Here is a 25769-nt window from a genome sequence, read left to right as displayed (position 1 = left end):
TCACTTCGCCTCCTTCTCCAATGCCGCGCCGCCGGTACCGTCGATCTCGCCGAAGTCGAGGCCCGGGAAGAAGACCGGGACCCCCAGGGTGACCTTCGCCCGGTAGATGTCCCCGGACTTCTCACACTTCACCCGGGGCTTCCACGCCTCCCCGATGTGCTCCTTCGCCGCCGCCTCGCAGAGGCTGGATTTCCCGCTCACCGCCCCCGCCCGCGCCGCCTCGTCCGCCGCGTTGCCCGCCAGCGAGAAGGCGTACCCGATCAGTACGCACTCCCACACCGCCGCCACGAGCAGCAGGATCAGCGGCACCGTGCCCACGAACTCGATCGCCACCTGGCCCCGGTCCCCGCGCCCCGGTCTGCGGGCGGGCATGGGTCAGCCCTCCCGGCCGCGGCGCAGCCGGGCCACCGGGCCGCTCGCGCGGACCGCCAGGGAGGCGCCCGGGGCGGCCGCCGAGGAGGACGTGGACGACGTCGACGGGGCGGAGTCGGGGGTCGCCAGGAGGCCGAGTTCGCCGGCCAGGGTCCACAGGGCCTGTTTGACCGTCGAGCGGTTGTCGAGGTCCTGGACGCGGCCCGCGTCGACCACGGCCTGGAGTTCCTTGAAGGCGGCCGGGACCGGGGTGCGGGTGGCGCGGGTTTTGGTGATCTTCTCGATCAGGGCGGGCTGGATCTCGGTGTGCTTGCTCCAGCGGTTCACGACCATCGCCGTGTCCTCCGCCTTGCGGACCTGGAGCCGTTCCCACATCCGGACCATGCGCTTGGCCGCCCGTACCGCGACCACGTCCGGCGTGGTGACCAGCACCGCCACGTCCGCCATCTCCACGGCCGCCGCGTTGGCTCCGGTGACCTGGGTGCCGCAGTCGATGACGACGAGTTCGTAGCGGCTGCGCAGGGCTCCGACGATGTGCCGGGCGGCCCGGTCGTCGACCTCCTCGCCCCGCTCCCCGTCCGCCGGTGCCAGGAGCAGCGCGAGGCCCGAGGCGTCGTCGTAGACGGCGTCCTGGAGGACCCGCGGGGAGATGTCCTGGATCCCGGCGAGGTCGGCGATGGAGCGCCGGAACTGCACGTCGAGGTACGAGCCCACGTCGCCGGCCTGGAGGTCCAGGTCGACCAGTGCGGTACGCCGTCCCGAGGCGGCCGCGGCCAGCGCGAACTGCACGGCGGTGAAGGTGGTGCCCACCCCGCCCTTGGCTCCGGTCACGGTGACCACCCGGCCGCCCGGGCCCGTGAACACGTCGGCGGCGGCGCCCCCGCCCAGGTGGCGGCGTACGCCCACGGACCACTGGGCGGCGGCCTGGACGCGGGCGGCAAGTTCCTCGTAGGAGAGCGGGAGGCCGATCAGACCGCGCGCACCCGAGTCCATGGCGGCGGAGAACAGCCCCGGGCCGGCGTCCGAGGAGACCAGGACGACGCCCACGGCCGGGAAGCGCAGGGCGACCTCCCGGATGAGCTCCAGGGCGGGCACCGGCCCGATCCGCTCGTGGACGAGGACGACCTCGGGGAGTTCGTCGATGGAGTCGGCGGCCAACCGGGCGAGGGTGTCCAGGAGCGTGGTCGCGTCCGGGACGGGGGCCGCCGGCTCGGCGGCCGGGAGCTGGCTGAGCAGGGTCACGATGGCGCGCGCGGCGTCCGGGTCGCCGACCGCGGGGAGGATTCGGGTGGTCATCCGGGCCTCACCTGTCCCCGTCGAGGGTGTACGTGCGGTCGCCCGGGGCGGGCGCCGAGTCGGTGCCGGGGGCCACCAGGGCCAGGCGTACGTGCTCCGCGAAGGACTCGGCGTACGCGACGCGCTGGGTGTCCTTGGTGCTCAGGGCGAAGGTGATCGGAACGGCCTCGGCGGGGCCCTTGCGGTCGCTGTCCTTGTCCAGGGCGGTGAGCTTGCCGACGCCCAGGACCCGGGCGTTGGCGACGATGATCACCGATCGCGAGGGGTCGCCGTCCTTGGCGCCCTTGAAGGTGGCGAGGATGTTGACCTTGGCACCGGAGGTGATCTTGCCGGCCACGCCGGTGGCGGCGTCGATCATGATGGCGATCTCCTGCTCACCGGGCTGGAGCTGCGGCCGGTCGACGAACATGTCCGCCTGGAGCAGCGAGCCCTTCTTGAGCGTGGTGAGGGCGATCTTGTCCTTGAGCGCGCCGAGGTCGGTGACGGCGGTTCCGGAGAGCCACCGCTTGGGAATCCTGACCTCCTCGAACTGCCCTGCCGCCAGCGGGCTGTACGGGGCTATGTCGCCCTTGGCCCGGTACGCGACGACCTCGGCGCCGACCTTGGAGTTGACGTCGCCGATCACCACGAGGACTCCGGCGAAGGCCCCCAGTGCGCACAGGACCGACAGGAGCAGCAGGATGACGCCGCGGCGCTGGCGTGAGTTCATGGGCCTTACCTACCTCGCCGTTCTTCATTCATTCGTGCGTTCGAGTGATCAGGGTCTGGAACGGGCGCTGCTCGCGGGCGGCGGCGGTGCGGTGAGCGGTGCCGCGCAGAAGCCGCAGCGGTCGCCGATGAGTTCGAGGCCGCACCAGCGGCACTCCTCCCGGCGGACCGAGGCGACGAGTTGGTAGAGCACGGACAGGTCCGGGATGCCGGCGGCGAACTCGACGAGTTTCGGGGTGCCCCACCAGCCGGGGGACGCGGCGGGCAGCGGGTTCTCCAGGACTCCCTGGACCTGCCAGGCGGGGGCCAGTTCGGCCGTGACCCAGTCGGAGGTGAGCTGGCCGCGGGCGAAGGTGAGGTGCGTGGCGAACTCGGGACCGGCCGGCAGCAGCGCGCCGCGGGAACCGTGGGCGCCGCGGGGGCCGTGCGCGCCCTGGGATCCGCGGGCGCCCTGGGATCCGCCGCCCAGTTTGGCCAGGTGCGGTTTCGGGTGGGCCATGACGGCGAACTGCGCGCTCGGCGACCAGGACCTGGCGTGCGCCCCGAGTCCGACCGGGACCCGGACCCGGTCGAGTTTGGCGACCGAGCCCAGCAGGGCGCCCGCGTAGATGTAGTGGGACAGCAGCCGGGCCGCGGAGGCGATGATTCCGGGGCTGAAGTCGCAGACGCTGAGCTGGCGCAGCTGACGTACCAGCAGGGCCGTGCCCAGCGGCGGCAGATCGATGCCGAGGAGCGCGATCCGGTCGGTTTCCAGGATGGCGCGTACGGTGTGCAGGCGTTGGACGGTGGAGCGCGGGAGCCACGGCGGCACGAGGGCCACGAGGTGGCCGTGCCGCTCCAGCAGGGCGCCCGTCTCGGCGAGCGCGGACTCCAGGTCGAGCTGCTCGGGCGGGTGGAGTAAGGCGGCCCCGGGCGTGTGCCGGTCAGGGGCCGGAAGCACCAGATCGGCACTGGTGACAGCGATGGCGGTCGGCACGCGCATTCCCCCGTTCCCCCACGTACACCCCGTACGCCCGTACGTCGCGGGCGCTTCGCGTGCCCGACGCGCGCTCCACACGGACTCGACCCGGATCTGACGCGGACTCGACGCGGATTCGACACGGACTTCCCGCGTCCGCGCCCGCACCGCGCGACCGCATCCGATCGACCCGCTCCCCCTTGCCCCAGCACCATATCCGCGTCACCCCTGGCGGGGCAGGGCCTTGAAGATTCCCGTGCTACCAGCACCTGTCACAGGGGGCGGAAACCCGGACAACAGGGATCGCATAGCGGGCCATTTCAAGCCACATCGCGAAGACCCTTGACAGGAGGATTGGTCTGGACCAACTTGGCAGCCAACGCCGTGAGTCGGACCCACCCCACTCGGCCCGCCTCCGTCCACACCCCTCTCCCTCCCCCCACCGGAGCCCACGTGAACCGCATACGCTCCCTCGCCCTGCCCATCGCCGTCACCCTGACCGCGGGCGCCCTGTCCGCCCTCGCCGCCGGCACCGCACGGGCCGCCGACGTGAACGTCGTCCGCAACGGCGGCTTCGAAGCGGGTCTCGCCAACTGGTCCTGCACCGGCGGAACCGGCACTTCCGTCTCCTCGCCCGTCTACGCCGGATCCGGCGCCCTGAAGGCCACCCCGGCGGGCCAGGACCATGCGCGCTGCAGCCAGACCGTCACGGTCAAGCCGAACTCGACCTACACGCTGAGCACGCAGGTCCAGGGCAGCTACGTCTACCTCGGCGCGACCGGGACCGGCACCCAGGACGTCTCCACCTGGACGCCCGGGTCGGGCGCCGGCTGGCAGAAGCTCTCCACCACCTTCACCACCGGCCCCAGCACCACCCAGGTCACCGTCTACACGCACGGCTGGTACGGCCAGCCGGCCTACGTCGTGGACGAGTTCAGCGTCTTCGGCCCGGACGGCGGGGGCGGCACCGACCCCGGTCCGTCGGTCCCCGGAGCCCCGGCCGGGACGGCCGTTTCCGGTCAGAGCGCGAACGCCCTCACCCTTTCGTGGAACGCGGTCAGTTCGGCCACCGGCTACTACGTGTACCAGGACGGCGTCCGCGTCAAGACCGTGACCGGTGGCGCCGCCTCCACCCAGATCACCGGGCTCGCGGCCGCGACCTCGTACTCCTTCCAGGTGAGCGCGTACAACGCGGCGGGCGAGGGCCCGAAGTCCGCCCCGGTGACCGGCACCACCACCGGCACCGACCCGGGTCCGGGCCCCGGGCCCGCCGTCCCCAAGCACGCCCTGACCGGCTACTGGCAGAACTTCAACAACGGCGCGACCGTCCAGAAGATCTCCGACGTCTCGGCGCAGTACGACATCATCGCCGTCTCCTTCGCCGACGCCACCACCACGCCCGGCGCCATCGCCTTCAACCTCGACTCGGCCGGCCTCGGCGGCTACACGGTCGCCCAGTTCAAGGCCGACATCGCCGCGAAGAAGGCGGCCGGCAAGTCGGTCATCCTCTCCATCGGCGGCGAGAAGGGGACCATTGCGGTCAATGACTCGACCTCCGCCAACAACCTCGCGAACTCCGCGTACGCCCTGATGCAGGAGTACGGGTTCACCGGCATCGACATCGACCTCGAGAACGGCCTGAACCCCACCTACATGACGCAGGCCCTGCGCTCGCTGTCATCCAAGGCGGGCCCCTCGCTCGTCATCACCATGGCCCCGCAGACGATCGACATGCAGTCCACGCAGGGCGGCTACTTCAAGACGGCGCTGAACATCAAGGACATCCTCACCGTCGTCAACATGCAGTACTACAACAGCGGCTCGATGAACGGCTGCGACGGCAAGGTCTACTCCCAGGGATCGGTGGACTTCCTCACCGCGCTCGCCTGCATCCAGTTGGAGGGCGGCCTCGACCCCTCGCAGGTGGGCATCGGCGTGCCGGCCTCGCCCAGCGGCGCGGGCAGCGGCTACGTCTCCCCGACGGTCGTCAACAACGCCCTGGACTGCTTGACCCGGGGAACGAACTGCGGCTCCTTCAAGCCGTCGAAGACCTACCCGGGGCTGCGCGGCGCGATGACCTGGTCGACCAACTGGGACGCCAAGGCGGGTAGTGCTTGGTCGAACTCGGTGGGTCCGAAGGTCCACGGGCTCCCGTAGGCGGTACCAGTGGGGGTGGCCGGATCGGCACGGCCTGCACAGCTTGTCCTTGACCGGGACATGCCACGAGAGCACGCTGTGCGCGTCCGCACGGCTATCCCCACACTCCCGACCCAGGAGAACGCATGCGGCTCCATACCCGCCGGAGGGCCGCCCTCACGGCGGCCCTGCTGGCGCTCGCGCTGGGCGCACCCGCCTACGGCATGAGCGCGACGGCTTCCCCTCCGCCCACCCCTTCGACCGCCACCCAGGACGAGGCGATCGTCCAGTACCGGATCCACGGCCCCTCCACCGCCGCCGACCGGACCGCCCTGCTCCGTACGGGCGTCTCGATCGACGAGGTGGACGACCACACCGTCGTGGTCAGCGCCGACACCATGCAGGCCAAGAAGCTCAAGGAGCTCGGCTACAAGCTGACCGCCCTGCCCGGACCCCCGGACCGCTCGCTGCCCGGCATCGCGGCGACCCCGATGGACTTCCCCTCGGCGGACTCGAAGTACCACAACTACGCCGAGGCGACGGCGGAGATCAACCAGCTCGTCGCGCAGTACCCCGCGATCGCGAGCAAGCGGGTGATCGGAAAGTCGTACCAAGGCCGGGACATGTTCGCCATCAAGATCAGCGACAACGTCGCGACGGACGAGGCCGAGCCCGAGGTGCTCTTCACCGCCCACCAGCACGCGCGCGAGCACCTGACCGTCGAGATGGCCCTGTACCTCCTCAAGGAGTTCACCTCCAAGTACGGGAGCGACTCCCGGGTCACGGGCGCCGTCAACGGCCGCGAGATCTGGATCGTCCCGGACCTCAACCCGGACGGCGGCGAGTACGACATCGCCACCGGCTCCTACCGCTCCTGGCGCAAGAACCGGCAGCCGAACTCCGGCTCCTCCTACGTCGGCACGGACGAGAACCGCAACTGGAACTACAAGTGGGGCTGCTGCGGCGGCTCCAGCAGCAGCAAGAGCTCCGAGACCTACCGGGGAGCCGCCGCCGAGTCGGCGCCCGAGGTGAAGGTCGTCGCGGACTTCGTCCGCAGCCGGGTGATCGGCGGCAAGCAGCAGATCAAGGCCGCCATCGACTTCCACACCTACAGCGAGCTCGTCCTGTGGCCCTTCGGCTACACCTACAACGACACCGCCCCGGGCCTGACCGCCGACGACCTCGCCGTCTACAAGAAGATCGGCACCAGCATGGCGGCGAGCAACGGCTACACGCCGGAGCAGTCGAGCGACCTGTACATCACGGACGGAACGATCGACGACTGGCTGTGGGGCAACCAGAAGATCTTCTCCTACACCTTCGAGATGTACCCGGAGAGCGGTGGCGGCGGCTTCTACCCGCCGGACGAGGTCATCGACCGCGAGACCGCGCGCAACAAGGACGCGGTGCTCCAGCTGTTGGAGAACGCGGACTGCATGTACCGCTCGATCGGCAAGGAAGCCCAGTACTGCGCGGCGCCGTGACCGGCTGACCGCGTGAAAGGGGGCGCCCCACCGCCAGGGGGGCGCCCCGCCCGCGCGTCCGGCGGCGGACCCGACTCAGCCGAGGACGGCGAGGGCGTCGATCTCGATGAGCAGCCCGGCCGGCAGGCCCACGTACACGGTGGTGCGGGCGGCGGGGGCCTCCTTCAGGCCCTGCTCCTCGAAGTAGGCGTTGTAGAGGGCGTTCATCTCGGCGAAGTGCCCGGTGTCGGTGAGGTAGACGCGGATCATCATCACGTCGTCCCAGCCCGCTCCGCCGGCCTCCAGGACGGAGCGGACGTTCTCCAGCGTCTGGAGGGTCTGCTCGCGCAGGGCCGGACCGGCGGGCGTGGGCGGCTGTCCCTCCACGTGCGGGAGGAAGCCGACCTGACCGGCGACCTGGAGGATGTTCCCCTTCCGCACGCCGTGCGAGAACTTCGCGGGCGGGGCGGTGTGGGTGGCGGGCGTGATGGCGACCTTCTCGCTCACGTGCTCTCCTGTGCTCCTGAGTAGTCCTGGCTGATGGCTTCGGCGGTGCGCAGCACCTGCGGCAGCAGTGCGAGCAGTCCCTCGGCGGTGATGACCACACCGGGCGCGGAGACCGACAGCGCCGCGACGACCCGCCCGTCCGGCCCGTGCACGGGCGCCCCGAGGCAGTTGATGGACTCCTCGTGCCCACCGAGATCGGTGGCCCAGCCCTGCTCCCGTACGAGGTCCAGTTCGCGCAGGAAGGCCGCCGCGTCCGGGGTGGAGCGGGCGGTGTAGCGGGGGTACTCGATCCGGGCGACGAGGGCCCGGAGCTCGGCCTCGGGCAGGTCGGCGAGGAGCAGCTTGGCCACGGCGGCGACCGTGAGGGGCACGGGCCTGCCGATGCGGGAGTACATGCGGACCGGGTAGCGGCTGTCGACCTTGTCGACGTACACGACCTCGTCGTCCTGGTGGAGGGCGAGGTGAACGGTGTGCCCGGTGGCCCGGTTCAGCTCGACGAGGTGGGGGTGCGCGATCTCCCGGACGTCCAGGTTCTCGATGGCCTCGGCGGCGAGCGCGAAGAGCTGCGCGCCGAGCCGGTAGCGGCCGTCGGGCCGGCGGTAGACGAAGCCGCGCTCGTTCAGGGTGCGCAGGAGCCGCAGCGCGGTGCTCTTGTGCACGCCGAGCTCGTCCGCGACCTCTCCGAGGCCTGCGGGGCCCTTCGCGAGCAGCGGCAGCACCGCGAGCGCCCGCTCCACCGACTGGCTCATGCCGCGTCCTTTCGTGACCGTCACCGCCAACACCGGCTCCGCCGGCGGGGCCGGACGTTTCAGCCCCGCCGGCGTTTGAGGCGCGGGGGTTCGGGGGCGGAGCCCCCGCAGCGGCGCCGCACGTTGACCCGGCGTCACACGGATGTTAGACAGCATGCAGCGGCCCACGCAACGACCGTTGCAGCCCACGCAACACAACCGGAAGGCATCCGCATGGCCAGCGACAGCGACCCCGTCAAGGACCTCGCCGACGAGCCGGTCGACCACCGGTTCAAGGGCCTCCCCCCGGACGCCCAGGCGCACGGCCTCACCGTCGGCCGGCTCGCCGCCGAGCGCCGCGACCTGTACACCGGCGGCTTCACCACCCCCGTCCTGACCCTCGACGCGGACGCGCTGGAGCACAACCTCGCCGCGCTCGGCACCTACGCCGCCCGTCACGACCTGGCCTTCGCCCCGCACGGCAAGACCTGCATGGCCCCGCAGCTCTTCCGTCGCCAGCTGGAGCACGGCGCGTGGGGCATCACCGTCGCCATGCCCCACCAGGCCCGCGTCTGCCGCGCCTTCGGCATCCGGACGATCTTCCTGGCCAACGAGCTGGTCGATGCTCCCGCCCTCCGCTGGGTCGCCGACGAGCTCGCCGCCGACCCCGGCTTCCGGTTCGTCTGTTACGTCGACTCCGTCCGCGGGGTCGAGCTGATGGACGCCGCCCTGCACGGCCACGGCGCCACCCTCGACGTCGTCCTCGAACTCGGCGCCGGCGCCGAGGGGCGCACGGGACTCCGTACCGACGACGAATGCCAGGCCGTCGCCGAGGCCGTCGCCGCGTCCCCCTCCCTGCGCCTGGCGGGTGTGGCCGGCTACGAGGCCACCATGCCCGGCGCCGACGCCGACAGCGTCCGCGCCTGGCTGCGCCGCCTCACCGCGCTCGCCGCCGATCTCGACAAGCAGGGCCTCTTCACCGGCACCGGCCTGGACGAGGTCATCGTCAGCGCCGGCGGCAGCGAATGGTTCGACGCCGTCGCCGAGGTCTTCGCCGGGATCCCGGAGCTGTCGCTGCCCGTCCTGCCGTTGCTGCGCTCCGGCGCGTACGTCTCCCACGACCACGGCTGGTACTCGGGCCTGACCCCCTTCAACCGCGTTCCCGAGGAGGGCGGCCTGCTCCCCGCCTTCCGGCTGTGGACCCAGGTGGTCTCCCGCCCCACGCCGGGCCAGGCCTTCGTCAACGCCGGCAAGCGCGACATCGCCTACGACCTCGGCCTGCCCGAAGTGCTCGCCGTGCGCAGCGCCCGTGACGGCGTCGAGCGCGCCGCGACCGGAATCCGGGTGACCAAGCTGTCCGACCAGCACGCCTGGGTCGAGACGGACGCCGACGCCACCCCGCTGGAGGTCGGCGACTGGGTCTCCCTCGGCATGGCCCACCCCTGCACGATCTTCGAGAAGTGGCCGCTGATCCCGGTCGTGCAGGCCGACGGCGCCGTCACCGACTACGTCCGCACGTTCTTCTAAGCGCGGGCCGGTGGACCTGGTCATCCGGGGGGCCCGCGTCGTCGACGGCACGGGCGGGCCCTCGTACACCGCCGACGTCGGCGTCCACGAGGGCCGGATCGCCGAGATCGGCAGGCTGCCGGGCGGCCGGCTCCCGGGCGGCGGGCGCCGGACCCTCGACGCCCGCGGCCTCGCCCTCGCCCCGGGCTTCGTCGACATGCACGCCCACAGCGACCTCGCCCTGCTCCGCGACCCGGACCACAGTGCGAAGGCCGCGCAGGGCGTGACGCTCGAAGTCCTCGGCCAGGACGGACTGTCGTACGCGCCCGTCGACGACCGCACCCTCGGCGAGGTGCGGGCCGCGATCGCCGGCTGGAACGGGACCGGCGACGACGTCGACTTCGACTGGCGCACGGTCGGCGGGTACCTCGACCGGCTGAACCGGGCCCACGGCGGCCGGGGCGTGGCCGTCAACGCCGCCTACCTGGTCCCCCAGGGCACGGTCCGCGCGTACGCCCTCGGCTGGGACGACCGCCCGGCGACCGCGGCCGAGCTGGACCGGATGCGGCAGCTCGTCGCCGAGGGCCTCGACCAGGGCGCCGTCGGCCTGTCCTCCGGGCTCACCTACACCCCCGGCATGTACGCCACCGGGGCCGAACTGACCGAGCTGTGCCGGGTCGTGGCCCGGTACGGCGGCTACTACTGCCCGCACCACCGCAGTTACGGCCGCGACGCGCTGGCCGCCTACGCCGAGGTGGTCGCGCTCGCCCGGGACGCCGGCTGCGCCCTGCACCTCGCGCACGCCACCATGAACTTCGACGAGAACCGGGGCCGGGCCGGCGAGCTGCTCGCCCTGCTCGACGCGGCCCTGGACGGGGGCGCCGACATCACCCTCGACAGCTACCCGTACACCCCCGGCTGCACCACCCTCGTCGCGCTCCTGCCCGGTTGGGCGAACGAGGGCGGCCCGGAGGCGGTGCTGGCCCGGCTGCGCGACGGCACCCAGGCCGAGCGGATCCGCCGCGCGCTGGAGGTCGAGGGCTCCGACGGCTGCCACGGGGTCCCCGTCGACTGGTCGACGATCGAGATCTCGGGCACCGCCGATCCCGCCTACGGCCCGTACGTGGGCAGGCGCCTGGACGGCTGGGAGACCGCCCGCGGGCTCCTGCTCAGCGACCGGCTCGCGCCGACGGTCCTCCAACACGTCGGCCACGAGGAGAACGTCCGGGCGATCATGCGTCACCGGGTCCACACCGGCGGCTCCGACGGCATCCTCCAGGGCGCGAAACCGCACCCGCGCGCCTACGGCACCTTCCCCCACTACCTCGGCCACTACGTCCGCGAACTCGGCCTGCTCTCCCTGGAGGAGTGCGTGGCGCACCTGGCCGGCCGGCCCGCGGCGCGCCTGCGACTGCCCGACCGGGGCCTGGTCCGCGCGGGGTACCGCGCCGACCTCGTCCTCTTCGACCCGGAGACGGTCGCGGCCGGGTCCACGTACGAGCGGCCGCGCGCACTGCCGACCGGGATCCCGCACGTCCTGATCGACGGGCGTTTCGTGATGCGCGACGGGCGGCGGACGGACGTGCTGGCCGGGCGCGCGGTGCGCCGAACCGCCGGCGATCTTCGGTAAATCGGACATCTACGATGGCGGCATGGTCGCCTTCGCGCTCGCCGCCGCGCTCTTCCTCGCCTTCTGCATCAGTGTCCGGCAGGACCGGCGCCGTTTCAGCAACGCCGTGCTCCTGGGGCTGACTTTCCTCAGCGCGTTCTCCGCACTGTTCCTCCAGGTCGTCAAACTGCCCACCTGGGCGGCCGTCACGGTCCTCGTGCTCGTCTTCGCCTCGCCCGTGTTCGCGGCCCTGGCCCTGGGCGTCTTCCTCGTCCGCAACGGCATGGTCATGATCCGCAAGGAGGGTTTCCGGCCGGCCAACCTGCTGTCGATGCTCGCGGGCCTCACGATCTTCGGCCTGATCGCGCTGCTGGTGCTCGTCGGCGTGGTCGGTTCGCCCCTCCTCGGGGGCATCGCGGGAACGGTCACCGTGGTCGCCGGCTACGTCTCCTTCGTCTTCTTCTGCTTCCTCGGCTACGCCTTCCTCTACGGCCGGATCAAGGTGCGCGGCGACGTCGACCACGTGGTCATGCTGGGCTCGGGCCTGATCGGCGGCGACCGCGTGCCGCCGCTGCTGGCCTCCCGCCTGCGCAAGGGGCAGCAGATCTACGAGGCCCAGCTGGCCCGGAGCGGCCGGCCGCCGGTGCTCCTGGTCTCGGGCGGCAAGGGCTCGGACGAGAAGGTCTCCGAGGCCCGGGCGATGGCGGACTGGCTGATCGCGCAGGGCGTGCCCGAGCAGCACGTCGCACTGGAGGACCGCTCCACCACGACCGAGGAGAACATGCTCTTCAGCCGGGACATCATGACGGCGCACGACCCGGCCTACCGGTGCGTGGTGGTCACCAACAACTTCCACGCCTTCAGGGCGGCGATGCTGGCCCGCAAGACCGGCGTCAACGGGCAGGTGCTGGGCTCCCCCACCGCGAAGTACTACTGGCCGAGCGCCACCATCCGCGAGTTCGTCGCGGTCTTCTGGGAGCACCGGATCGTGAACCTGTCGATCTGCGCCCTGCTCACCGTCCTCGGCGCGCTCGGCACGCTGGCCGCGGTCCTCGTCTGACCCGGGCCCGGCGTGCCGTCGTCGCGCACGCTGTGGTGCCGTGACTCCCCCCTTGGCAGTCACGGCACCGGTTCCCGGCCTCGCGGAGGTCGGTCAGACCCGCTGCCAGAGCGCCGGGACGTTCGGCGGCTCCCAGCCCGGCTGGGCCTGGTGCCCCTGGAGGCAGCGGTAGGTCGAGCCGCCGTGGGTGACGGTGGCGCCGGTCGCGTAGACGGTGCCCGCCTTCCAGGTGCCGCCCGGCTCGGGGTCGCCCGGGCCGGGGCCCGGTCCGGGGTCGCTGCCGCTGACCTTGAGGGTCAGCCCGTACGCGGACAGGATCGGGTTCAGCGGCTGGAAGAAGGTGGTCCCGCCGCTGGAGCAGTTGCCGGAGCCGCCCGAGGTGACGCCCTGGGCCTGGCTCCCGGAGAGGTAGGAGCCGCCCGAGTCGCCGGGCTCGGCGCAGACCGTCGTACGGGTCACGCCGGAGATGGTGCCCTCGGGGTAGGTGACGCTGGTGTCGTGCTGCTGGATCGTGCCGCAGTGCCATCCGGTGGTCGATCCGGAACGGCATACCGAGGCGCCGACGGGCTGTAGCACCGAGCCGGTGACCTGCACGTTCGCCCCGCCGCTGCCCTTCACGTAGGGGGTCGCGGTCCACTGGGCGTTCGCGGCCACCCAGGCCATGTCGTTGCCGGGGAAGGCCGAGGCCTGGAAGGAGCCCTGGGCCACCTGGTTGAAGCCGCTGGTGGTGGTTCCGGCGCGCCCGCAGTGCCCGGCGGTGGCGAAGCCGTTCACGGACCCCTTGGTGACGGGGAAGCCGACGGAGCAGCGGCCGCTGCCGTTCATGTAGTACGCGTCCCCGCCGCGCAGGTCGTACAGCGGGCGCGGGGCCCCGGCCGTACGGACCACCGTGACGGCGGCCGGGTCGGTCCCGGTGGCGGCCAGCAGCGCGGCCGCCGCCCCCGCCTCGGTCTCCTCGACGACGAGGCCGTTGGAGCGCGGGTCGACGTAGCGGACCGGGGTCGCGGGGCCGGCGGCCCGGTCCAGGGCGGCCCGGTCGGCGTCCAGGTCGGCCAGGGTGCGGGCGACCAGCTTCGCCCGGGCCCCGGTGGCCCGTATCGCGGCGGTGTCGGCGGCCCGGGTGGTGGCCACGGTGAGGGTGCCCGCGTCGGCCCCGTCCACCCAGGCCCCGGCGAAGGCGGCGCCGAGCCGGTCGCGCAGCCGGGCGGCGGTGGCCCCCGCCTCGGCCTCGTGGGCGAGTCGTGCCTTGGCCTGCGTGGGGGTCAGGCCGAGGTCGCGCTGCATCGCGGCGAGCAGCTCGGGCGGGGCGTCGGCGGTGCGCAGGGTGGCCGCCGCGGAGGGCGCGGCGGGGGTGGGATCGGCGGTGGCGCCGCCGGTCCCGGCCAGCAGCAGCCCGGCGGCGGCCAGGGCGGTACACGCCGCGCGGGCGTGTCGCTTGAGCATGGGGGATCTCCTCGGTTTCCGGTGGGGGTCTGCGGAAACCGTAGAAATCCGAACCGTCGTGCGGGAGCTGCCAGTTGGCCCCTGTCCCGGTGTTATGCCCGGGGCCGTCCGGCGGCCCGCGGGCGGTCGAGGTGCGTTCATGGGGCGGCGGCCGGAGGATGGGGCCAGGGGTAAACCGTAGGAGGTACGCGATGGTCAGTGAACCCGACGAGCAGCCCACACGGTCGGACCGGCTCTTCACGGGCGGGGAACGGCCGTACGACCCCGAGGACCTCGTGATGGTGACCGGCCACGACCCGACTCCGGAGCGGATCGAGAAGGCCCGGAAGCTCATGGAGAAGGAGGGCCCGCAGGTCATCGAGCGCTACCTGCCGTAACCACGGCACGGCGCCCGAGCGCTGCCGCAACCGCCCCCGGCCCCGCCGGGGGCGTCCCTTGCCGCTCGAGGCACCCACCCCACGGCGAAGCCCCGCTCTTCCAGCCCCGCCGGCGTTTGAGGCGCGGGGGCCCGCGGCGGAGCCCCGCTCTTCCAGCCCCGCCGGCGTTTGAGGCGCGGGGGCCCGGGGGCAGCGCCCCCGCAGCGGCGCCGCACCCGCCCGGTGCCCGGCTAAGCCGCCGGCAAGGCAACGGCTCCGGCCGACCTGACCAGCGCCCCCGCATGCGCAGCCCTCGCATGGCCGAGCACCTCGGCAGCCCGCGCAGCGACCCGCGCGGCCGGGTGCCAGCCCAGCAGGTGCCGCCACATGAGCGGGGTCCCGGCGAGGGGCCGCGTGACCACCCCCGGGGTCACCGGGAACGTGGCCCGGCACAGTCCGACCGCCCGCCCCACCTGCACCAGGTGCACGCAGGAGGCGGTGTCGGTCTCGTAGACGCAGGCGGGCGTGAACCCGGCCCGCACGCAGGCCGCGGCGAAGCAGTCGCCGAAGCACCCGTCGCCAGGGACGTCCGTCCACGCCTCGGCGGCCAGCTCGGCCAGTTCGATCTCGGTGCGCGGGGCCAGGGCGAGGGGATGGTCCTCGGCCAGCATCACGTACACGGGGTCGCGCGCCACCTCCCTCCACGCGAGGCGCCCCGGCTCGGGCGGCGCGCTCTCCCCGCAGACCCCCACCAGCGCGAAGTCCAGGCGGCCGTCGGCGACGCCGGCAGCGACCTCCTTCTCCGACCAGGAGGTGTACGTCGTCACCGGCGCGCCCGGCTCCGCATCCGCGAGCCGGTCCACGAGCCCGCCGAGCAGCGGTCCGTGCGTGCCGCCGAGCCGGTAGCCGTGCGCCCCCTGGCGGGCGAACCGCTGGACGTCCTCCTGGAGCTCGCACACCGCGGGCAGCAGCACCCTGGCCCGCTCCAGCACCAGCTCACCGAGCGCGGTGGCCCGTACGCCGTCGCGCCCCCGCAGGAACAGCGTCCCGCCCAACGCCCGCTCGATGCGCTTGAGCTGCGTACTGAGCGCGGGCTGCGCGAGGCCGAGCGCGGTGGCGGCCCGCGTCAGGCTCCCGGCGTCGGCGACGGCCCGGACGATCTTGAGGTGCCTCAGCTCCAGATCCATACGACGAGCTTGGTCCAGACCTGTGGCCGTGCGCTACGGGTCGGGCGCATCCAGAATCGTTAATGCTCGTTAGCCGCAAGGGGGACACGACCCTAAGGACAGGAAAATGCACGCACTCGACGTCGACTGGGACCACCCCACCGACCCGCGACCCGGCCCACGGCTCGACCACGTACGCGCCTACGTGAGCACCGCGGGAGCCGACGGGCACCTCTGGCACGGAGTCCGCACCCTCCTGCTGACCACGCTCGACCGCGCCACCGGCCGCGCCGTCCGCACCCCGCTGATCTACGGCGAGGACGCCGGTCGGCACATCGTCCTGGCCTCCGCCTACGGCGCCCCGGACCACCCCCACTGGTACCGGAACCTCACCGACCACCCGGAGGTCCGCCTCCAGGTCGGCTCCGCCACTTCCACGGCGCGGGCGCGCACCGCCACGCCCCAGGAACGCGAGGTGTACTGGGAGATGATGACGGCCCTGTGGCCCCCGTTCGAGGACGACCGCGCCGCGGCCCGACCCCGCGAGATCCCGCTGGTGATCCTGGAGCCCGTGGGCTGAGCACCCCACCCGCCACGGTCAGAGCGTCGCCGCGGCGACCGCGCTGTACGTGCGCCCGCCCGCGACGAACTCGCCCAGCAGGACCATGCCGAAGCCGTCGACGTGCACCTTCCAGGACGGCACGTTCCCGGCTTCGATGAAGGCGACCACGGCTTCGGCGCGCTCCGAGGCCGCCGCCACGGCCATGGTGAACAGCGCCCGGGCCACACCACGCCCCCGGTACGCGGCGGCGACCACCACGGGCCCGTAGAGCAGCCACCGCGCCTCGGCCAGCGGGCGCCCCTGCCACTCCAGGACCTCCTGGGCCTGGAGCAGGCCCGCGACCGGCGGCGACGGGTCGACCAGAGTCGCCGGCGCCGACAGCGCGAGCAGCCCGACGACCTTGCCCCCGTCGTCCGCGACCAGCAGCTCCCGCGCACCGGCCATCGCCCGCAGCACGTCGACGTCGAACCGGCCCTGGACGAAACCCTGCTCCGCCCGCTGCCGTTCCGTCAGCGCGTCGTGGTGGTGGGCGGCGAAGAGCTCAGCCATGGCGGGCGCATCGGCCTCGGCGGCGTACCGGTACTCCATCCCGCGATCGTGCCACGCCGCCGCGTCCGGACCACGCTGCCGACACCGGGGCCTACGGGTGACACCGGGGTGGTGTTGAACGCGTTCAACACTCTGGCAGTATGGCCTCCGGTGAACCTGCCGGAACAGCGGGAAGGCACATCCGCCTGCCCTCGCGACGGGTTGCCACGAGACCGGAGGTGGCCACGACATGGGCCTCGTACTGATGCTCCTCGCCCTGCTACTCGCCCTCACGCTCGCCCTCGTGGGCCTGGCCGTGATCCTCACGGTGAGCGCGGGCCTGGGCCTCGCGACCGCCGCGGTGAGCCGCAAGCTGCCGCTCTGGGCCAGGATCACGCTGCTGCTGACCCTTGCCGCCGCTCCGGCGGCGACGCTGGTGAGCACCCTAGACGTCGCAACCGCCTGGCAGCTGGCCGCTTGGGCGCTGCCGTTCCTCACGACGGTCGCCTCAGGAGCCGCCTGGCTCGCCTTCGAAGCCGTCGGGCGCCGCACGCCCAGGCTCCCGAAGCCGGCATGGCCCGTCCGCCACCTGCCGGCCGCCGGCCGCTGAGGACGCGCGACTCACCCGTGGTCGTACACGGTCACTTCCACGTCGCGCGCGCACAACGCCCCGGTGATCAGCGGCTCGATGCGCGCCCACTTGCCGCCCGCGAGCCCGCACCCGATGCGCGGCATGTGAACGCTCGCCCCGAGCTCGACGGCACGATCGGCGAGCGCGGCGAGGCACCGCTCCACGGCGTCGTACCGAACGGGCGGCCCCCCGCTCCCGGTCCGAATGCCGCGCTGACCGACCATGTTGGCCACCCACACGTCGGACTTCACCTGCACCAACTGCACGGCGCCCAGCCCGAAGTCGTTCCCGCTGCGCCCCCGGTGCCAGGCCCGGTACGCGGCCTCCGGCTCGGCCCACCGGCGCGAAACGGCCACGACGAAGCCCTTCCCCCACCCCCCGAGGTCGTTGCAGACGTGCGCGATGACCTTGGGCCCCTTGGCCTGGGGACTCGTCGCATCCCCGGCAATGATCCTGAGCGGCTTCATGGGGTCACCGTATGCGGGAGTAATGACAGCCGGGGGTGGGGTGCACCGTGGGCTCCGGCGTAACCCTCAGTAGGAATCAGCCAGTTTGCTGACTGAATGTGATTCTCATAAGATCAACTTCGCTTCGGGGGGCGGGCTTTAGTTGCCGCACATCCTCCGCGCGCCATCTTGTTGAGCCATAAACAAGACGCGATCTTGTTGAGCGGTGAACAACAAGTGACTGGTGGGTCCCGGCGCTGGAACGCCGGGACCCGTTCTCCATCACTACACCGACTGAAGGTAAACGGCAGTGACGAAGTTCTTCTCTTCTGCGTTCAAACGCATCACATACAACGGTACCAAGGCAGTCACAGTCGGCGTCCTGGCGGCTGCCGCGGTCGCCACGGTGGCGCCGACGGCCAGCGCCAGTTCAGAGCTCAGCTCGACCATGGGCTGCAAGGGCTACTGGTACAACACGGCTTTCCACGGTTACTGCTCTTCCGTGACTTCCGCAGGGAAGTTCCGCCTCGGCGCGAAGTGCAACTACGAATCGGACTATTCGGGTAAGTGGGTCAACCTCTCTCGCGGATACTCCGGCAAGTTCGACTACGACGAGTGCACCTTCAAGGTGACCTACGCCTACATCAGCTACTACGCCTGAGTTCTCCCGGGCGGGCGACATTCGATTTCGAATGAGTGCGCGTAGTCCACACCTTCCTTCTTTCCCTGCACAGACACAAAGGGCATGACGTTGACCAACGTAATATCGTCTTCGCTGAAGCGTTCGACTTCCATGGCCGGCCGGGTTCTCGCCGTGTGCGCCCTGTCCGCTGCCGCCGTGGCCATCGTGGCTCCTTCCGCCGGGGCAGCCGGCACCAGCAACAATGTGAACGGCTGCAAGGGCTACTGGTACAACACCTCCTTCCACGGCTACTGCGGTTCGACGACCACGACCGGGGACTACAAGCTCATCGCGCTCTGCGACTACGAGATCGATTACCACGGCAAGTGGCACGAGCTCCCGAAGGGTTACGCAGGCAAGTTCGACTACGACGAGTGCACCTTCAAGGCGACCAAGGCGTACGTCAACTACACCAGGTAATTCCTGATACCGCGTGACCACACCTCCAAAAGGTTGCAACAATGACAAAGTCTTCCCCCCGCGCGATGAAGCGCATGGTGTCCAACGTCTCCAAGGCGCTCGCCGTGGGTGCCCTCTCGGTTGCTGCCATCGCAGTCGTCACCCCGGCCGCCAGCGCCGCTTCGAGTAATTCCGTCTTCGGCTGCAAGGGCTACTGGTACAACACCTCCTTCCACGGGTACTGCGGGTCGGTGACCCAGGGCGGTAAGTTCCAGCTCGTAGCAGGGTGCAACTACGAAGCCAATTACATGGGCAAGTGGCGCGAACTGTCCCACGGGTATTCCGGGAAGTTCGACTACGACGAGTGCACTTTCAAGGTCAACCAGAGTCACGTCCGATACGGCGGCTGACAGCAGGGCGGGAATGAGCTGACCCGGCCCCCGCCCGCCGGCTCGCAGAATCACACAAAGGGCGCCTCCTGTCTCATGGGGGCGCCCTTCTTGAACATGGAGAATGCAATGCCTCCGATTGTCAGCGCGTCTGCGCTGGTCCAGGGCTACGGGAAACGTCCCGTCATCAACGGGATCGATCTCGAGATCGAAACCGGCGCATTGGGGCTGCTCGGCCCGAACGGAGCAGGCAAGACGACCCTGCTTCGCACGCTGGCAACCGTGGCTCCCCCGCTCGGCGGCCGCCTCGAGATCCTCGGCGAACCGATCGATTCGGAGCGCTCGGCCCGGCAGGCCCGCCGCGACATCGGCTACCTCCCGCAGGATTTCGGCTACTATCCGAATTTCTCGGTCTATGACTTCGTCCGCTACTGTGCCTGGCTGCGCGATGTGCCCAAGAAGCTGGCGCACCAGGAGACTCTGGATGCAATCGAATCCGTCGGCCTGCAGGGTCAGATCGACGACAAGATGAAGTCCCTTTCGGGCGGCATGCTGCGTCGAGCGGGTATTGCGACCGCCATCGTCGGGTCTCCGAGGCTGATTCTCCTCGACGAACCCACGGTCGGTCTGGATCCGGCGCAACGCTTCGAATTCCGTGAGCTGATCCGCTCCCTGGACCACGCTGCCGTCATCCTCAGCACTCATCTCGTGGAAGATGTCTCCTCCATCTGTGAGGACGTCGCCGTGCTGAATCAGGGGAGCATCCTCTTCCGGGGCGCTCCCGCAGACCTCGCGGCGGCAGCGGATCCGGATGCCCCCGGCGACAGCCCGTTGGAACGCGGATACATGAGCGTTCTCAATGAAGGGGCGGTATCGGCATGATGAAGATCTACTGGATCGAAGTACGGCGTTCCCCGCTGCTTTGGTGCCTTCCCCTGCTGATTGCGGTGGACATGGCCGCAGTGTTCGGCAGGAGCCACTACTGGATCGGTGTCTGGCCTCAGGCCAGCGCAGCAGCCCAGATTCCTGCACTTTTCTTTGCACCGGCCTTCTCCGCGGCAGCAGCCTGGGCGGTCGGCAGGTCACTGCGCCGCGGAATCGCGGAACAGCGGGGCGCGGCAGCACGGCCGGCCTGGCACATGGAAGCGGCACAGTTCATGGCCACCGTCACGTACGGGGTTCTGGCCTATGGGCTGGGTGCGGCCGCAGCCGCAGCCGTCAGTGTGCCGGACGCCGGACCCGGCTTCCTCTGGCCGAGTTACCTGCTCCTGGGCATTTCGGTCATCATCGCCTGTTCCGCAGTCGGCCATGCAGTGGGCCGCCTGGCTCGATCGACGGTTGCCGCTCCCGTCATCTGCGGATTGGCGTGTTTCGTCGCCGTCGGGGGTGCCGGCAGCCCGCGGAATCTCGGCTTCTACGTGCTGTCCGGAGACCCCGGGATCGAGATCAACGGGGCGGCGCTCGCCGTGCGTCTCGCCCTTGCCGCTGCACTTGTCGCCGCCGCCGTGTGCGTTCCCGCTCTCCTGCGCCGCGGCCGGACCGGCTGGGCTCCGGGTATCGGGTATCGGGCCATGGGACTGGGGGCTCTCCTCGCGGTGGTGACAGCTGTCGGATCGCTGCCCGCCGCCGGCTCCATTCGCGCGGACCGTGCGGCTCCGAAGGAACCACTGTGCTCGAACGGGTCTCCGCGGGTCTGCCTCTGGCCTGAGGACCGGAAGTATCTTCAGCAGACGTCCGCCATGGCGGAACGGCTCGGCGCGATACCCCAGGACTGGATCCGCACGCCGGATACGTTCTACGAACTCGGAGTACGCCCTGACGGCCCGGAGACGGCGAACGACTTTTCCATAGTCGAGGGCAACTTGTGGTTCGCGGCGCCGAACATGGCGGGTTCGATCATTCAGCTCTCCATACCTCCCCGCTGCGAGGAGCTGAGCCCGGAGAACGCGAACAAGGTCGGCACAGCCATAGCCCAGATCGAGATGTGGCTCGAATTCAGGGCCATGGGAACGTCTGACACGCCGAACGTGCAAAGCGACATGCCCGGCGAGGACCTCGGGGCAGCCCAGAGCGCCACCCGCCTGCCCGAGGCAAAGCAAGCGGATTGGGTGAACCAGCGGTTGAAGGTCATTCACGAGGCGCCTTGTGCGTGAGAGCGCATCCGATATCCGACGCTATCTCCAAGCGCACGACACCGTGCGACTGTCCGCAGTTCTGATCGTCCTGGCCATGTGCAATGCAGCCTTCGGCTGGATTCACATCGCCTTGCCCTCGGCCCAGGCTCCGGGGGGGATGGTCAGCGTGCCGTTCCGCAAGGAAGTACCGGTAATTTTCGCCTCCCTTGCGGTGGGAAGCCTTTCAAGTCACATGGACAGCTTCGAGCGTTCAGCCTCCGCGGCACTCGGCCGGGCCAGATGGATTCATCCCGGCGCAGCGATCCTCGCCGTCACGCTGCTCGTCGCGGTATCCGAACTGCTGGCTTCCTCGCCGGGGCAGGCAGCCGTCTTCATACGGGCCGTGCTCCTCTGGGCCGGCATGGCCCTCGTGTCAGGGTCGCTGCTGGAGTGGAAACTCGCCTGGGTACTGCCCGTAGCCTCCATTTTTCCGGTTGTCTACTACGGCCGTGGGCCATCCGGTGAAGTCCGCTGGTGGGACTGGACCAGCCTGCCTGCATCCGATCCGGTTTGCTGGGGGCTGGCGGCCCTGAGCCTCGGGGTGGGGTTCGGCCTCATCGCCGCTTCTCCGTGGCGACTCCGCAGGGCCAAACGCGCAGCCCGACTCCTCGGCTTGCGCCCGTAACAGACCCCGGACGGCCGTCGGCCGCCGTCATCGAGGAGCCCGTGGCGATCTGACGCACCTACCGGCTCCCGATGGGGATCCGCCCGCTGTTCGGGGCGGGTTGGCCGGCCGGGCCAGGCCTGCGCAAGGCGAGCCGCGCAGGGCGGGCCGGGCTGGGCTGGGCGGGCCGGCCAGAGCGGGGCGGGCCAAGCCCACCCGCCGGGCCGGCCGGGCGGGCGGGCCGAGCCGCGTCCGCCCTGCCCACCCCACCGGCCTCAGAGGTACTCGCGGGCGAACTCCACCGCCCATTCCACCGCCGCCAGCGGGACGCTGCCCGAGTGGGGGTCGATGGCGAGTCGGGCCGATTCCCAGTCCTGGTCGTGTTCGCGGAAGATCGCGAAGCGGGCCTCCTCCAGGACTCCTTCCGGCCTGACCAGGAACTCGATCGCCCGGTCGTCGCCGTCCGTGCCGACCGTGGCGATCTCCATGTCACCGACTACGAAAACCACTGTCCCGCGCTCCTCAGTTGCCGCTGTACACGTACACCAGCAGGAAGAACGCGATGAAGAGCGCTCCTGCCGTCACGAGGGCGCCCGCCACGGCGACGATGGCCGTGGCGACCCGTTCGGTGCGTCGGCGGTGGTCCGCCGGCTTCCACTCGCCCTGGTTCATGCGCCCAGCCTCCACTGCGGCACGGGCGCCCACATGAGTGTGCGTACTCATCCGGGGTACTCATGCGGCCTACCCGGTCGTCCCCGATCTACCCGGCCACCTGGGGTGACGAGCGCAACACCATGCGCTCGCGCAGGCCCGCGCCCCACTCATTCCGCAGGTCGGAACGCAGGCGCGGCCCCGGATTCCAAGGGGGGACCACGTCCCCACCCACCCATTGCCCGAAGTGGGACAAACCACCCTTCGGGCTTCTCTTCGAAAACACGCGTCAAGCGCGCACCCGGGCCCGTAAGCTCCCGTCATGCAGGTGATCCAGTCAACCAAACTCGCCAATGTCTGTTACGAGATCCGCGGCCCCGTGCTCGAAGAGGCGATGCGGCTCGAAGCAGCAGGTCATCGCATCCTCAAGCTCAACACGGGCAACCCCGCAGCCTTCGGCTTCGAGTGCCCTCCGGAGATCCTCGAGGACATGCTCCGCAACCTGGGCACCGCCCACGGTTACGGCGACGCGAAGGGGCTGCTCTCCGCGCGCCGCGCGGTCATGCAGCACTACCAGACCAAGGGCATCGAGCTGGACGTCGAGGACATCTACCTCGGCAACGGCGTCTCCGAGCTGATCCAGATGTCGATGCAGGCGCTGCTCGACGACGGCGACGAGGTCCTGGTCCCCGCGCCGGACTACCCGCTGTGGACCGCCTCCGTGTCCCTCGCCGGCGGCACGGCCGTGCACTACCGCTGCGACGAGCAGGCCGACTGGATGCCCGACCTCGCCGACATCGAGCGCAAGGTCACCGATCGCACCAAGGCGATCGTCATCATCAACCCGAACAACCCGACCGGTGCCGTCTACGACGAAGAGATGCTGCGCGGGCTCACGGACATCGCGCGCCGCCACAACCTGGTCGTCTGCTCGGACGAGATCTACGACCGGATCCTCTACGACGGCGCCGTGCACCACAACACCGCCGCCATCGCCCCGGACCTGCTGACGCTGACCTTCAACGGGCTCTCGAAGAACTACCGCGTCGCCGGCTACCGGGCCGGCTGGATGGCGGTCTGCGGCCCCAAGAAGCACGCCGCCTGCTACATCGAGGGCCTCACCGTCCTGGCCAACATGCGCCTGTGCGCGAACATGCCCTCGCAGCACGCCGTGGCCACCGCGCTCGGCGGCCGGCAGTCGATCGAGGACCTGGTCCTGCCCGGCGGGCGGATCCTGGAGCAGCGCAACGTCGCGTACGACCTGCTCACCCAGATCCCGGGCGTCACCTGCGTGAAGCCGAAGGGCGCGCTGTACGCCTTCCCGCGGCTGGACCCGTCCGTCTACAAGATCAAGGACGACCGGCAGATGGTCCTGGACCTGCTGCGGGCCGAGAAGATCATGGTGGTGCACGGTACGGGCTTCAACTGGCCCGAGCCCGACCACTTCCGGATCGTGACCCTGCCGAACGCCAAGGACCTGGCCGACGCCGTGACCCGGATCGGGAACTTCCTCGACGGCTACAGCCAGCTGTAGTGGCGCACGGTGCGTCTCGTCGGCGTCCAGCCGGCGAGACGCACCCCCCAACGGCAGGATTCAGCTCAACTTTAGAACGGATCCAATGTAGGATGGCTTCCTGACCACGCAGGAGGCCACCTCATGTACGAGCCGATCCGCACGAAGCCGGTCGTCCACCGCATGGGCGCCACTCCGGCCGACTACCCGCACAGCAGCCGCGGCGAAGCGCTGGACATCCAGCTCGCAGGCCACCTCGCGGCCCTGCTCGCCGTCACCGACGAGCTCGGGCTCGACGAGGGCGCCGCCGAGATCGCCGCCCAGGTCGCACGACTGCGCGGCGTCCAGCCCGCCCGTGCGCCGCGCCACTCCGCCGAGGACATCGCCGCGCTGCACCAGCGCGCCCACGACCTCGCCGCCCGCGCGCTCCTCGTCGCCGCGTCCCGCGCCGACACCACCGTCGCGATCCTCGCCGCCGAGCGCATGGACGCGCACGCCGCCGCCCTGAAGTCCTCGGACCTGGCCGGCGCCCTCTAGACGGCCCCGGTCCGGGGCCGCGGAGGCTCCGGACCGGGCGCCATGCTCGATGCGCGAGGGCCTGCGGCATGGGCGGGAATTGGACAGAATCCGTTGCTCCGAACACGATGATGGCTGAAAGATCGCGGTTGCCCGGGGGAGGCCGCTCACATGCTCCATCTCCTCCACTCCGCTTCGTCCCCGTTCGAGCATTCTGGAGAGATTCGCGCATGAGCTTCGGCGACCCGAACAATCCCTACGGTCAGCAGCCCCCGCAGGGTCAGCCCGGCCAGCAGGCCCCGCAGGGCGTGCCCCCGCAGTACGGCTACCCGCAGCAGCCGCCGCAGGGCGCCGCCCCGCAGTACGGCTACCCGCAGCAGACCCCGCCGCCGTACGGCGCCTACCCGCCGCCGGGGATGCACGCGCCGGGCATGCCGGGCACGGGGATGCCGCCGCTGGCCCACTGGGGTCTGCGCGTGGGTTCGACCCTGCTCGACGGACTGATCATCGTGGGCCCGATGTACGCCCTGATCGGTCTCGGCGCGGCCGTCGCCAGCGACGAGTCGACCGAGGCGATCGCCGGCATCCTCAGCCTGATCGGCGTGCTGTACACGCTCGGCATGTTCCTCTTCCAGAAGTACCGGGAAGGCACCACCGGCCAGACGATCGGCAAGAAGATCGTCGGCATCAGCGTGCACCGCGAGGCCGACGGGGCCACGCTCGGCTTCGGCATGGCGCTCGTCCGCTGGCTGGCGCACATCCTCGACGGCATCCCCTGCTACATCGGCTACCTGTGGCCGCTGTGGGACGAGAAGAAGCAGACCTTCGCCGACAAGGTGTGCGGCACCGTCGTCGTCAAGGCGAACAACGGCTGATCGCCCCGCGGTGAGGACCGGTGGCGACCGACCGTGCCGTGCCCGTCAGGCCGCCCGCGCGAACTCCGCGCCGGCGACCCCGCACCAGGGCACCGTCGCCACCGGCCACACCGGGCCGACCGCCTCCCCGTACTCGGTCGCGCCCGGTGCCACGCCCGGGATCTTCACCAGCGCCTGCGCGGCCCGCCCCTGCGGGTCCGCTTCGGCGCCGTCGCGGAACTCCACCGTGACGACGTACGCGCCGGGGCCCTCGACCCGCCCGGTCGCCTCCACCGCGGCCACCACGCGGCGGCTGGCCGGATCGATTCGGCATCCGGTGACCCGTACGTCCTCCACCGCCGCCCGCGGCGGCGGCTGCGGCGGATCGCCGCCGCTCGCCCACACGTACAGACCCAGCGGGGCGAACACCAGCAGCCCGGCCACCGTCACCAGGCCGACCAGCCAGCCCTGCCATTTCAACGTGCTCACGCCCATGCCCCGATCCTCCCGGG

General features: G+C 71.0%; 30 protein-coding genes. 17 read left to right on the top strand and 13 right to left on the bottom strand.

Features of this window, described 5'->3' with window-relative positions; translation table 11 throughout:
- Genes OG594_RS28095 through OG594_RS28080 form a run of 4 tightly spaced genes read right to left on the bottom strand, consistent with a single transcriptional unit; the run spans position 1 to position 3358 of the window.
- Positions 1 to 372: a TadE/TadG family type IV pilus assembly protein gene (locus OG594_RS28095; protein WP_266604390.1), complete on the bottom strand. Its 372-nt coding sequence runs from the start codon at positions 370 to 372 to the stop codon at positions 1 to 3.
- A 3-nt stretch (positions 373 to 375) separates the two neighbouring features.
- Positions 376 to 1668: an AAA family ATPase gene (locus OG594_RS28090; protein WP_266604388.1), complete on the bottom strand. Its 1293-nt coding sequence runs from the start codon at positions 1666 to 1668 to the stop codon at positions 376 to 378.
- A 7-nt stretch (positions 1669 to 1675) separates the two neighbouring features.
- On the bottom strand, positions 1676 to 2377 hold the full coding sequence (gene cpaB / locus OG594_RS28085; RefSeq protein WP_266604386.1) for a Flp pilus assembly protein CpaB: 702 nt from the start codon (positions 2375 to 2377) through the stop codon (positions 1676 to 1678).
- Positions 2378 to 2425: 48 nt separating this feature from the next.
- The gene (locus OG594_RS28080; RefSeq protein ID WP_266604384.1) at positions 2426 to 3358 is read right to left on the bottom strand and encodes a hypothetical protein; all 933 of its coding nucleotides are present in this window, start codon (positions 3356 to 3358) and stop codon (positions 2426 to 2428) included.
- A 429-nt stretch (positions 3359 to 3787) separates the two neighbouring features.
- Between OG594_RS28080 and OG594_RS28075 the strand changes: the two genes are divergently transcribed.
- Positions 3788 to 5491 carry a glycoside hydrolase family 18 protein gene (locus OG594_RS28075; RefSeq protein WP_323185336.1) on the top strand — a complete coding sequence of 568 codons (1704 nt, stop codon included), beginning with the start codon at positions 3788 to 3790 and terminating at the stop codon, positions 5489 to 5491.
- A gap of 125 nt (positions 5492 to 5616) precedes the next feature.
- Positions 5617 to 6954 (top strand): M14 family metallopeptidase, encoded by a 1338-nt coding sequence (locus OG594_RS28070; RefSeq protein WP_266604382.1) that lies wholly within the window; start codon positions 5617 to 5619, stop codon positions 6952 to 6954.
- A 75-nt stretch (positions 6955 to 7029) separates the two neighbouring features.
- Here OG594_RS28070 and OG594_RS28065 read toward each other — a convergent pair whose 3' ends face one another.
- Both OG594_RS28065 and OG594_RS28060 read right to left on the bottom strand, forming a co-directional pair.
- A complete protein-coding gene (locus tag OG594_RS28065; protein ID WP_266604380.1) occupies positions 7030 to 7440 on the bottom strand; it encodes a RidA family protein in 411 nt (136 codons plus the stop codon).
- Positions 7437 to 8189 (bottom strand): IclR family transcriptional regulator, encoded by a 753-nt coding sequence (locus OG594_RS28060; protein WP_266604378.1) that lies wholly within the window; start codon positions 8187 to 8189, stop codon positions 7437 to 7439. The genes OG594_RS28065 and OG594_RS28060 overlap by 4 nt, the downstream gene beginning before the upstream one ends.
- A gap of 213 nt (positions 8190 to 8402) precedes the next feature.
- Here OG594_RS28060 and OG594_RS28055 point away from each other — a divergent pair, with 213 nt between their 5' ends.
- From OG594_RS28055 to OG594_RS28045, 3 genes are read left to right on the top strand one after another with little or no spacing between them, the layout of a single operon-like run.
- Positions 8403 to 9695, top strand: coding sequence for an amino acid deaminase (locus OG594_RS28055; RefSeq protein ID WP_266604376.1), 1293 nt, complete (start codon positions 8403 to 8405; stop codon positions 9693 to 9695).
- Positions 9696 to 9705: 10 nt separating this feature from the next.
- On the top strand, positions 9706 to 11304 hold the full coding sequence (locus OG594_RS28050) for an amidohydrolase family protein (protein WP_266604374.1): 1599 nt from the start codon (positions 9706 to 9708) through the stop codon (positions 11302 to 11304).
- Positions 11305 to 11326: 22 nt separating this feature from the next.
- Complete coding sequence (locus OG594_RS28045; protein WP_266604372.1) at positions 11327 to 12343, top strand: YdcF family protein; 1017 nt, start codon at positions 11327 to 11329, stop codon at positions 12341 to 12343.
- Between the two features lie 93 nt (positions 12344 to 12436).
- Here the strand turns inward: OG594_RS28045 and OG594_RS28040 are convergent, their stop codons facing one another.
- Positions 12437 to 13786 carry a carbohydrate-binding protein gene (locus OG594_RS28040; protein ID WP_266604370.1) on the bottom strand — a complete coding sequence of 450 codons (1350 nt, stop codon included), beginning with the start codon at positions 13784 to 13786 and terminating at the stop codon, positions 12437 to 12439.
- A 191-nt stretch (positions 13787 to 13977) separates the two neighbouring features.
- Between OG594_RS28040 and OG594_RS28035 the strand changes: the two genes are divergently transcribed.
- Positions 13978 to 14163, top strand: a complete 186-nt coding sequence (locus OG594_RS28035; RefSeq protein WP_030013293.1) for a hypothetical protein — start codon at positions 13978 to 13980, stop codon at positions 14161 to 14163.
- A 230-nt stretch (positions 14164 to 14393) separates the two neighbouring features.
- Here OG594_RS28035 and OG594_RS28030 read toward each other — a convergent pair whose 3' ends face one another.
- Complete coding sequence (locus OG594_RS28030) at positions 14394 to 15329, bottom strand: LysR family transcriptional regulator (protein ID WP_266604366.1); 936 nt, start codon at positions 15327 to 15329, stop codon at positions 14394 to 14396.
- A gap of 106 nt (positions 15330 to 15435) precedes the next feature.
- Between OG594_RS28030 and OG594_RS28025 the strand changes: the two genes are divergently transcribed.
- Complete coding sequence (locus OG594_RS28025) at positions 15436 to 15888, top strand: nitroreductase/quinone reductase family protein (protein ID WP_266604364.1); 453 nt, start codon at positions 15436 to 15438, stop codon at positions 15886 to 15888.
- An 18-nt stretch (positions 15889 to 15906) separates the two neighbouring features.
- Here OG594_RS28025 and OG594_RS28020 read toward each other — a convergent pair whose 3' ends face one another.
- Positions 15907 to 16458: a GNAT family N-acetyltransferase gene (locus OG594_RS28020; RefSeq protein WP_266604362.1), complete on the bottom strand. Its 552-nt coding sequence runs from the start codon at positions 16456 to 16458 to the stop codon at positions 15907 to 15909.
- 190 nt (positions 16459 to 16648) lie between these two features.
- Here OG594_RS28020 and OG594_RS28015 point away from each other — a divergent pair, with 190 nt between their 5' ends.
- On the top strand, positions 16649 to 17008 hold the full coding sequence (locus OG594_RS28015; protein WP_266604360.1) for a hypothetical protein: 360 nt from the start codon (positions 16649 to 16651) through the stop codon (positions 17006 to 17008).
- Between the two features lie 11 nt (positions 17009 to 17019).
- Here the strand turns inward: OG594_RS28015 and OG594_RS28010 are convergent, their stop codons facing one another.
- Positions 17020 to 17496 carry a macro domain-containing protein gene (locus tag OG594_RS28010; protein WP_266604358.1) on the bottom strand — a complete coding sequence of 159 codons (477 nt, stop codon included), beginning with the start codon at positions 17494 to 17496 and terminating at the stop codon, positions 17020 to 17022.
- Between the two features lie 289 nt (positions 17497 to 17785).
- On the opposite strand from OG594_RS28010, the gene OG594_RS28005 reads away from it, so the two are divergent.
- The 6 genes from OG594_RS28005 to OG594_RS27980 all read left to right on the top strand — a co-directional run bounded on the left by OG594_RS28005 (position 17786) and on the right by OG594_RS27980 (position 21744).
- Entirely contained in the window at positions 17786 to 18136 is a 351-nt protein-coding gene (locus OG594_RS28005) for a hypothetical protein (protein WP_266604356.1), read from the top strand.
- 132 nt (positions 18137 to 18268) lie between these two features.
- A complete protein-coding gene (locus OG594_RS28000) occupies positions 18269 to 18577 on the top strand; it encodes a hypothetical protein (RefSeq protein WP_266604354.1) in 309 nt (102 codons plus the stop codon).
- A 41-nt stretch (positions 18578 to 18618) separates the two neighbouring features.
- Positions 18619 to 18966, top strand: coding sequence for a hypothetical protein (locus OG594_RS27995; protein WP_266604352.1), 348 nt, complete (start codon positions 18619 to 18621; stop codon positions 18964 to 18966).
- 108 nt (positions 18967 to 19074) lie between these two features.
- A complete protein-coding gene (locus OG594_RS27990; RefSeq protein ID WP_266604350.1) occupies positions 19075 to 19827 on the top strand; it encodes an ATP-binding cassette domain-containing protein in 753 nt (250 codons plus the stop codon).
- A complete protein-coding gene (locus OG594_RS27985; RefSeq protein WP_266604348.1) occupies positions 19824 to 21098 on the top strand; it encodes an ABC transporter permease in 1275 nt (424 codons plus the stop codon). Before OG594_RS27990 ends, OG594_RS27985 begins: the two co-directional genes overlap by 4 nt.
- Positions 21091 to 21744: a hypothetical protein gene (locus OG594_RS27980; RefSeq protein ID WP_266604346.1), complete on the top strand. Its 654-nt coding sequence runs from the start codon at positions 21091 to 21093 to the stop codon at positions 21742 to 21744. The genes OG594_RS27985 and OG594_RS27980 overlap by 8 nt, the downstream gene beginning before the upstream one ends.
- A 254-nt stretch (positions 21745 to 21998) precedes the next feature.
- On the opposite strand, the gene OG594_RS27975 is transcribed toward OG594_RS27980, so the two are convergent.
- Both OG594_RS27975 and OG594_RS27970 read right to left on the bottom strand, forming a co-directional pair.
- Positions 21999 to 22232 (bottom strand): hypothetical protein, encoded by a 234-nt coding sequence (locus tag OG594_RS27975; RefSeq protein WP_266353139.1) that lies wholly within the window; start codon positions 22230 to 22232, stop codon positions 21999 to 22001.
- A gap of 13 nt (positions 22233 to 22245) precedes the next feature.
- Positions 22246 to 22395, bottom strand: coding sequence for a hypothetical protein (locus tag OG594_RS27970; protein ID WP_266604343.1), 150 nt, complete (start codon positions 22393 to 22395; stop codon positions 22246 to 22248).
- Positions 22396 to 22696: 301 nt separating this feature from the next.
- On the opposite strand from OG594_RS27970, the gene OG594_RS27965 reads away from it, so the two are divergent.
- From OG594_RS27965 to OG594_RS27955, 3 genes are all read left to right on the top strand, one after another.
- On the top strand, positions 22697 to 23908 hold the full coding sequence (locus tag OG594_RS27965) for a pyridoxal phosphate-dependent aminotransferase (RefSeq protein WP_266604341.1): 1212 nt from the start codon (positions 22697 to 22699) through the stop codon (positions 23906 to 23908).
- Between the two features lie 123 nt (positions 23909 to 24031).
- Positions 24032 to 24424, top strand: coding sequence for a hypothetical protein (locus OG594_RS27960; RefSeq protein WP_266604339.1), 393 nt, complete (start codon positions 24032 to 24034; stop codon positions 24422 to 24424).
- Between the two features lie 209 nt (positions 24425 to 24633).
- Positions 24634 to 25278, top strand: coding sequence for an RDD family protein (locus OG594_RS27955; RefSeq protein ID WP_266604337.1), 645 nt, complete (start codon positions 24634 to 24636; stop codon positions 25276 to 25278).
- 45 nt (positions 25279 to 25323) lie between these two features.
- Here OG594_RS27955 and OG594_RS27950 read toward each other — a convergent pair whose 3' ends face one another.
- A complete protein-coding gene (locus tag OG594_RS27950; protein WP_266604335.1) occupies positions 25324 to 25746 on the bottom strand; it encodes a hypothetical protein in 423 nt (140 codons plus the stop codon).
- Between the last annotated feature and the right edge of the window lie 23 nt (positions 25747 to 25769).

The sequence above is a fragment of the Streptomyces sp. NBC_01214 genome (assembly GCF_026340975.1).
Taxonomy (GTDB): Bacteria; Actinomycetota; Actinomycetes; order Streptomycetales; family Streptomycetaceae; genus Streptomyces.
The sequence above is the reverse complement of the archived record's forward strand: the minus strand, read 5'-3'. Positions and strand labels throughout refer to the sequence as shown.